The sequence below is a fragment of the Brevibacterium sp. HMSC07C04 genome (assembly GCF_001815905.1).
Lineage (GTDB): Bacteria > Actinomycetota > Actinomycetes > Actinomycetales > Brevibacteriaceae > Brevibacterium.
Genome location: NZ_KV823270.1, coordinates 1 through 1,099, shown reverse-complemented (window position 1 = coordinate 1,099; position 1,099 = coordinate 1). Strand labels below are relative to the sequence as shown.

Annotated in this window: 1 protein-coding gene; it reads right to left on the bottom strand. The window is 64.1% G+C overall.

The annotated features are described in order from the left end of the window. Entirely contained in the window at positions 1-1,002 is a 1,002-nt protein-coding gene (locus HMPREF3162_RS08020) for an IS481 family transposase (RefSeq protein ID WP_070777553.1), read from the bottom strand. Positions 1,003-1,099: the final 97 nt, after the last annotated feature.

The following is a 1,099-nucleotide window of genomic DNA, read 5'->3' as shown; positions in this document are numbered from 1 at the left end:
CTAGGTGTACTTCCCCGTGAGGTTGTGAACGCGGTCGGCTGGTGAGAGTCCCCCGATGGCGGTGTGGGCTCGGTGGTGATTGTAGTCATGTAAGAACGCTGCGTACGAATCCTCGCGAGCACTCTCACTGGCATACGGTCTCGCGTAGGCCCATTCGTTCATCAGCGTCCGGTTGAACCGCTCGACTTTCCCATTCGTCTGCGGACGGCGAGGCCTCGTCCGCTTGTGCCTGACCCCATCTCCGAGGGCTTGCTGGAAGTCTCCGGACCGGTAACAAGCCCCGTTATCGGTCATGACTGCTTCGATCGCGACACCGATACTGGTGAAGAACCTGTTCGCCCGCTTCCAGAAGCCTGCTGCGGTGTGTTTCTTCTCGTCATTGAGGATCTCGGAGTACACCAGCCGGGAGTAGTCATCGACGGCGTGATGCAGGTACCGATACCCCCGCGACGAAGGCTGCCCGGCACGCGCGGCTTTGCCCCGTGAGGACTGGACCTTCCGGTCCTGGCCCGATCCGCGGCCATGAGCCCGCCAGCCGCCACCGTCAGGGATGCGGCCAAGCTTCTTGATGTCGACGTGGACCAGCTTGCCAGGCTGATCGACCTCATACCGGTGAGGTGCCGGCCGGCGGACCGGCAGGCCGGTGGCCTGATCGATACAGTCCAGCTTCGGCATCCGGTAGCGGGCCAGGACCCGCCCGACGGTCGAGCGTGGCACGCGCAGGTGATAGCCGATCCGGTGCGGCCCCCATCGGCGGTTGAACCGCAGCGCGATGATCCGTCGCTCGGTACGTGCGCTGAGCCTGTTCGGGCTGTAGTGCGGACGGCTCGAGCGGTCAGCCAAACCGGTCCCTGCCCGATGCCGGCTCACCCAGCGAGACACCGTTGCCGGGGACACCTGGAAGCGTTCAGCAACGCGTCGCTGGGGCCAGCCGTGATCGACAACAAGACAGACGAGCCGGCGCCTACCCTCGATGGTCATCGGGGCGTTACGGTGTGTCATGGAAGACCTCCGGGTCAGGGTGCGTGTCGTTACCCACCTCGATACCGGGGGTCTTCTCTGACCTCAAATCCCGTTCACAACCTCCCGAGGAACTACA

Coding starts and splice junctions, on each gene's coding strand:
- HMPREF3162_RS08020 (WP_070777553.1), bottom strand. CDS start 1,002: ATGACACACCGTAACGCCCCGATGACCATCGAGGGTAGGCGCCGGCTC.